This is a genomic window from Neobacillus drentensis (assembly GCF_036962765.1).
GTDB classification, from domain to species: Bacteria; Bacillota; Bacilli; order Bacillales; family Cytobacillaceae; genus Neobacillus; species Neobacillus drentensis_C.
This window is the reverse complement of sequence record NZ_JBALOS010000274.1, coordinates 1-5,397: the sequence shown is the minus strand read 5'-3', so window position 1 is coordinate 5,397 and position 5,397 is coordinate 1. Positions and strand designations below refer to the sequence as shown.

Genomic DNA, 5,397 nt, shown 5'->3' with positions numbered 1-5,397 from the left:
ATTACTACAAAAGTAGAGACATTCAATAATTATATTAATGGAGAATGGCAGGAATCGGTAAGCAATAAAACATTTTTTAGTGTGAACCCGGCAAATACCGAAGATCTCGTTGGAGAATTCCAGGCTTCAAACGAAAGTGATGTTCAAAATGCGATTGAAGCGGCCAAGAATGCTTTTCCTAGTTGGTCCCAAACTGCACCATCCAAACGAGCGGCTATCTTAAATCAAGCTGCCAGCATTCTCGAGCAAAATGTTGCTGCCCTTGCTGAAGAGTTAACAAGGGAAGAAGGAAAGCATGTAGATGATGCTAAGAATGAGGTATTACGTTCTGCGCAAACGCTCCGCTATTATGCAATAGAAGGACAAAGTTTTACAGGGGAAACCTTTCCAAACGATGATGCTAACATGAAAGTTTCAACGGAAAGAGAACCACTCGGAGTAGTAAGTGTCATTACTCCTTGGAACTTTCCACTTTCTATACCAGCCCGAAAAATCGCTCCCGCTTTAATCACGGGTAATACGGTGGTTTTTAAACCTTCCTCCGATACGCCACTAATCGCTTTTCGTCTAGTTGAAGCACTAGATAAGGCAGGAATTCCTAAAGGCGTGATTAACTTTGTTACAGGAAAAGCATCAGACGTGGGGGATCTATTGGTAACCCATCCTGCTGTTAGGGCCGTCACATTTACAGGTTCAACTGCTGCAGGAGAAGATATTCATAAAAAAGCAGGCTTTACGACCAGGACCCAAATGGAACTGGGCGGGAAGAATCCCCTTATTGTTATGGATGATGCAGATGTCGATTTAGCCGCCACTTTGACGGTTAACGGGGGCTTTTCGTTAACAGGGCAAGCTTGTACCGGAACAAGCCGTGTTATCGTCTTGAAAAATGTAAAAGAGGCATTTGTTCAAAAGCTGGTTGAAAAAACGAGTGCACTAAAAATAGGTAATGGTTTTGAAGCAGGCGTGAAAATTGGTCCGCTTGCGAACGAAAAGCAATTGAAAAATGTCTTAAAGTATATCCAATTCGGTAAAGAAGATGGTGCTGATTTGGTATATGGTGGCGAGGCATTATTAACTGGAGAATTCGAAAAAGGATACTATGTCCAGCCAGCCATTTTTACTAATGTAAAAACAGATTCGCGAATTGCGAAAGAAGAAATCTTTGGACCGGNNCATATGAAGAGGCCATCGCCGTTGCGAATGATGTCGAGTATGGTTTGTCTGCTTCGATTGTTACCAATAATCTCAAAATTGCTAACCAATTTACCAAGGATATCCAAGCGGGAACAGTTAAGGTTAACCGCACAACAACAGGAAACTTAATGAATGCACCATTTGGAGGCCTTAAAAAATCAAGTACGTCAACCTTCCGTGAATCGGGCAGAGTGGGCTTAGAGTTCTTTACACAATTAAAAACGGTTTATATGGGCTATTAATAACATTCGATAGATAAAGGAGAACATGTATGAAATCTGTGTTGAAAATTGAATTAGAAGAAGCAAAGTTAATGATTGAGGCAGCTAAGAAAAAATCAGAAGAGATCAATGTTCTTGAAACAATCGCAATTGTTGATGATGGCGGAAACCTGATTGCATTAGAACGAATGAACGGAGCACGCATCACCGGACCAGAAATTTCGATTGCTAAAGCCTACACGGCAGCGGGCCATAAACGCTCGACCCATTTATTTAACAAGGAGCCAAATGGACCTGCACTTCCTGGAAATGAAGCCTTTGGAATTCAGCAAATGCTGCCAGGGAAATTCGCTATTTTTGTAGGTGGTTTTCCGATTGTGGTCAATGGTGAAGTCGTAGGCGGCATTGGTGTAAGTGGCGGAAACGGCGAGCAAGACACGGCCGTGGGTACAGCTGCACTACAGGCACTACAGACCTATCTAGGAAGAGATGGGCTGGAAGTAATAACGGATGCCGATATAAAAAAATAAGTAAAATCAGACCTCATTCATGCATTGTTTTTAGCAGGATGGGGTCTATCTTAATCTGGCGTTCTATTAAAAAAAGAGTAAAAATGTTATATTGGTATAAAAAGGGGGAGAATCAACTGAAAACATATCTTGAGTTAGCTATTGGATTTGCCCGCACCGGTGTGACTGGTTATGGGGGCGGACCCTCGACTATACCGTTGATTGAATTTGAAGCTGTTAAAAAATACAAGTGGATGAACGAAGAAGAATTTGTAGAAATCCTGGCATTAGCCAACACATTACCAGGACCAATTGCTACCAAAATGGCGGCGTATATCGGTTATAAAGTGAAGGGGTATTTAGGGGCTACTGTTGCCATTCTAACTCATATTCTGCCTTCCATTATCGCCATGATTGCCTTATTGGGTGTGCTTTATTCCTACAAGGAATCACCGATTGTAAGTGGGATGGTTCAAGGGGTTACACCTGTTATTGGCTTTATGCTTTTAGAGATGGCCTATCGTTTTTTCCAAAATGGCCGGAAAGGCTTAGGTTTTCCGATCATGCTCACGCTATCGATCGTTTCTTTAATCGTTGTTCAATTCCTTGGATTACATCCCGGAATCTTAATTGCTGTATTTCTGATCGCTGCCTTTATCATTGCAGATCGAAAAGAAAAAGCGGCAAAAACTGCGGCTGAGATGGTTCTTCAGAGAAAGGAAAAAAGTTCATGATCTATTTGCATATCTTTTGGTCGTTTTTTATTGCTAATTTATTAGGTTACGGCGGCGGTCCTGCAACCATTCCATTAATTCAAAATGAAGTGGTTAACCATTACCACTGGATGAGTCTATCCGAGTTTGGGGATGTATTAGCGATTGCAAATGCCCTGCCTGGTCCGATTGCTACGAAAATGGGGGGCTATATTGGTTATCAACTTGGAGGAGTTCTTGGTGCAGCGATTGCATTAATCGCAACGGTTCTTCCTTCTGCACTGGCCGTTATTTTATTATTTAAATTTGTGAATCTATTTAAAGGATCTCCAAAAGTAGCTTTGATGACAAAATCGGTGCAGCCGATTATTTTCATATTACTTGCTGTGATGGCCTATCAGTTCTTCTTAACTTCCTTCGAAAATAGTGGTATTTTTCACTTAGTCTTTTTGGCTGTAGTTAGCTACTTTGCTTTAATTAAAATCAAAATGCACCCATCCTTGTTAATTCTTTGCTGTTTGATTTATGGTGGAGTGTTTCTTTCGTAAGACGGAAATTTAGAAAATATTATAAAAATAAGCGGGTGGAAGTTTATGGACTTAAGATGGGAGGAAAACAATCTTTTATCGATTCGTGAGCATGCATATAACTATTTAAAGGAAATGATTCTCGAGGGCGAATTAAAAGCAGGCGATCGCTTAATTGAACGGGAACTTGCTGGGAAATTAGGCATCAGCCGAACCCCAATTCGAGAAGCATTGTTCCGCTTGGAATCCCAGGGTTTTGTAAAAACAGTACCCCGTAAAGGTGTCGTCGTCTCGAATATTTCCGAGAATGAAGTCATCGAGGTATTTACAATCCTTGCCTCATTAGAAGTACTTGCCGTTAAATTGGCCGCGGGACGGATGGATAAAGAAACACAACTAGAATTGGATCAAAAGATTGAAGAGTTGATGGAGTTAAAAGATCAAGCAGAAGAAAACTTTAATCTTGAACATATTCAAATGAATCGTCTCATTAATAAAGCATCGAAAAGCCCTAAACTATTTGAGATTCTCTCTGGCCTGATTGACTATATACATATGTCTGCAAATATGGGATATGAAACACCAGGCAGAAGAAAAGAATCATTAAAGGAACACATCGATATCATGAAAGCCTTACGTGATAAAGAAGCCGATATGGCTGAGTATTTAATGAGAATTCATATTGAAAACTCGAAAAANNAAAAGCTTATATCACCTATATCAATAATTTAAAACAAAAGCTTTCTAAAAAGGAAAAACTGATGTCCACTTGATCGATCCCTCAAAGCGATCTCGGAGCGAGTTGGTATCCATGGAAGATGACCACATCTGTCTTTGAGGATGTGGTCTTCTATTTATCTTTTAAAAAAATCAAAAGATTTAAAATATTGTATTGTTTGAAAATTTCAAATATGGTATATTGTATACCAAGGAGATAAATTAAAGGGAGGATACGAGGCATGCCAAAAATAAATTTCATTAATAGCAATAAACAATTAGAGGTACCAGAGGATTCGAATATTTTGAGGATGTCCCTTCGTTATGATGGCGAACTCCCGAACCGATGTGGCGGAGGGATTTGCGGCAGCTGCGTTTTTAAAACGGAAGAAGGCACAGAATTCTTAGATAAAGTTAAGGTCCAAGAAAGAAGAAAATTAGGCGAAGAATGGTTAAAAGAAGGTTATCGCCTCGGCTGTCAAACCTTCGTGACAAATGGTGATATTTCGATTTCTTGGGATGATGCATTTACAGAAGAAGTGAAAAAAAGAAAGCCGGATAAAATTCAAAAAGAAGTTTCAACTATTTAGTGAAAGTGATAATGAAAAATATAAATTCGGGGTGAGAACATGTGGGCCTGTAATCGACATATGAAAGAAATACTAACCTTCTTAGATACTCCCCATATTAGCAAAGCTTCCTATCAAATTAAATGTTCACTATGCGATAATCATGCACTAGCAAAAATCTATTACACACATAAACCATTACAGTTGAAAAAGAATAAAAAATTACGTGCCTTTGCTTAACATCTATTATACCTGCCCCCAGTGCTTTAAAGTTGTAAATTAGTGGGGAGCAGGCACAGAATTAAATATGATCACATAAGCGATGGGTTTTTTTACTCATCGTTTTTCTATATTAATAATCGACTCTAGGAGGTTAAATTTTCTCTATCGGCAGCTTTTGGAGGCTGTTCGAACCACCCGTTGTCAATCAAAATATTTGCTCCATCATCGACAAACAAAGATATTCTAACGAGTGCGCGCGAATACATTAAACCTATATCCCTTCTTCCATTGACTGCTAACGAATTTCCGAAAGCTCTGATCTTCATTGAAAACATATCTACCTTGTGGAACACCATTAATTTTTCCGAAAAAGGAGCAATCTTAGATTCCGTGACTAAATGATCTATTGTGGTTGGGAAAGGTAAGTTATCCTTATGAAGTTTTTCACGGTAGTTTTCAAGGCTTTTATCCGTTAGTTCTCTGCCTCTTATTAGGAATTGTTTGACCTTTTCTGTTTTGGCGACTTGGCTAAATCCTACTAATAACGCTTTACTTGTTGAATTATTTTCAATGTTATCATAAAGGTGAGTGATTTCTAGGGCATGTAGTGAACGAACATCCCCTATAAATCCATTTAAAAATGTTTGTTTTTTTATAAAATCTATGTTTTCAGGTACAGGAAGAACTGGAGGTTTTATGATATATCCTCTGACCATTAGTAT

At 39.0% G+C, this 5,397-nt stretch carries 8 protein-coding genes; 7 read left to right on the top strand and 1 reads right to left on the bottom strand.

The window, feature by feature from the left end; genetic code table 11:
• The first annotated feature begins 81 nt into the window (after positions 1 to 81).
• The 7 genes from V7137_RS26430 (at position 82) to V7137_RS26405 (ending at position 4,474) form a co-directional block, all read left to right on the top strand.
• A complete protein-coding gene (locus V7137_RS26430; RefSeq protein WP_438825630.1) occupies positions 82 to 1,326 on the top strand; it encodes an aldehyde dehydrogenase family protein in 1,245 nt (414 codons plus the stop codon).
• Positions 1,221 to 1,439: an aldehyde dehydrogenase family protein gene (locus tag V7137_RS30895; protein WP_438825629.1), complete on the top strand. Its 219-nt coding sequence runs from the start codon at positions 1,221 to 1,223 to the stop codon at positions 1,437 to 1,439. The genes V7137_RS26430 and V7137_RS30895 overlap by 106 nt, the downstream gene beginning before the upstream one ends.
• A 29-nt stretch (positions 1,440 to 1,468) precedes the next feature.
• Positions 1,469 to 1,948 (top strand): GlcG/HbpS family heme-binding protein, encoded by a 480-nt coding sequence (locus V7137_RS26425; protein ID WP_335700827.1) that lies wholly within the window; start codon positions 1,469 to 1,471, stop codon positions 1,946 to 1,948.
• A gap of 38 nt (positions 1,949 to 1,986) precedes the next feature.
• The gene (locus V7137_RS26420) at positions 1,987 to 2,661 is read left to right on the top strand and encodes a chromate transporter (protein WP_335700826.1); all 675 of its coding nucleotides are present in this window, start codon (positions 1,987 to 1,989) and stop codon (positions 2,659 to 2,661) included.
• Positions 2,658 to 3,188 (top strand): chromate transporter, encoded by a 531-nt coding sequence (locus tag V7137_RS26415; protein ID WP_335700825.1) that lies wholly within the window; start codon positions 2,658 to 2,660, stop codon positions 3,186 to 3,188. The genes V7137_RS26420 and V7137_RS26415 overlap by 4 nt, the downstream gene beginning before the upstream one ends.
• Positions 3,189 to 3,233: 45 nt before the next feature.
• A complete protein-coding gene (locus V7137_RS26410) occupies positions 3,234 to 3,899 on the top strand; it encodes a GntR family transcriptional regulator (RefSeq protein ID WP_335700824.1) in 666 nt (221 codons plus the stop codon).
• 227 nt (positions 3,900 to 4,126) lie between these two features.
• Positions 4,127 to 4,474 (top strand): 2Fe-2S iron-sulfur cluster-binding protein, encoded by a 348-nt coding sequence (locus V7137_RS26405; RefSeq protein ID WP_335700823.1) that lies wholly within the window; start codon positions 4,127 to 4,129, stop codon positions 4,472 to 4,474.
• A 344-nt stretch (positions 4,475 to 4,818) separates the two neighbouring features.
• On the opposite strand, the gene V7137_RS26400 is transcribed toward V7137_RS26405, so the two are convergent.
• Positions 4,819 to 5,397: DUF3231 family protein (locus tag V7137_RS26400; protein WP_335700822.1), on the bottom strand; the 579-nt coding region annotated here is incomplete at its 5' end.

Coding starts and splice junctions, on each gene's coding strand:
- V7137_RS26425 (WP_335700827.1), top strand. CDS start 1,469: ATGAAATCTGTGTTGAAAATTGAATTAGAAGAAGCAAAGTTAATGATT.
- V7137_RS26420 (WP_335700826.1), top strand. CDS start 1,987: ATGGGGTCTATCTTAATCTGGCGTTCTATTAAAAAAAGAGTAAAAATG.
- V7137_RS26415 (WP_335700825.1), top strand. CDS start 2,658: ATGATCTATTTGCATATCTTTTGGTCGTTTTTTATTGCTAATTTATTA.
- V7137_RS26405 (WP_335700823.1), top strand. CDS start 4,127: ATGCCAAAAATAAATTTCATTAATAGCAATAAACAATTAGAGGTACCA.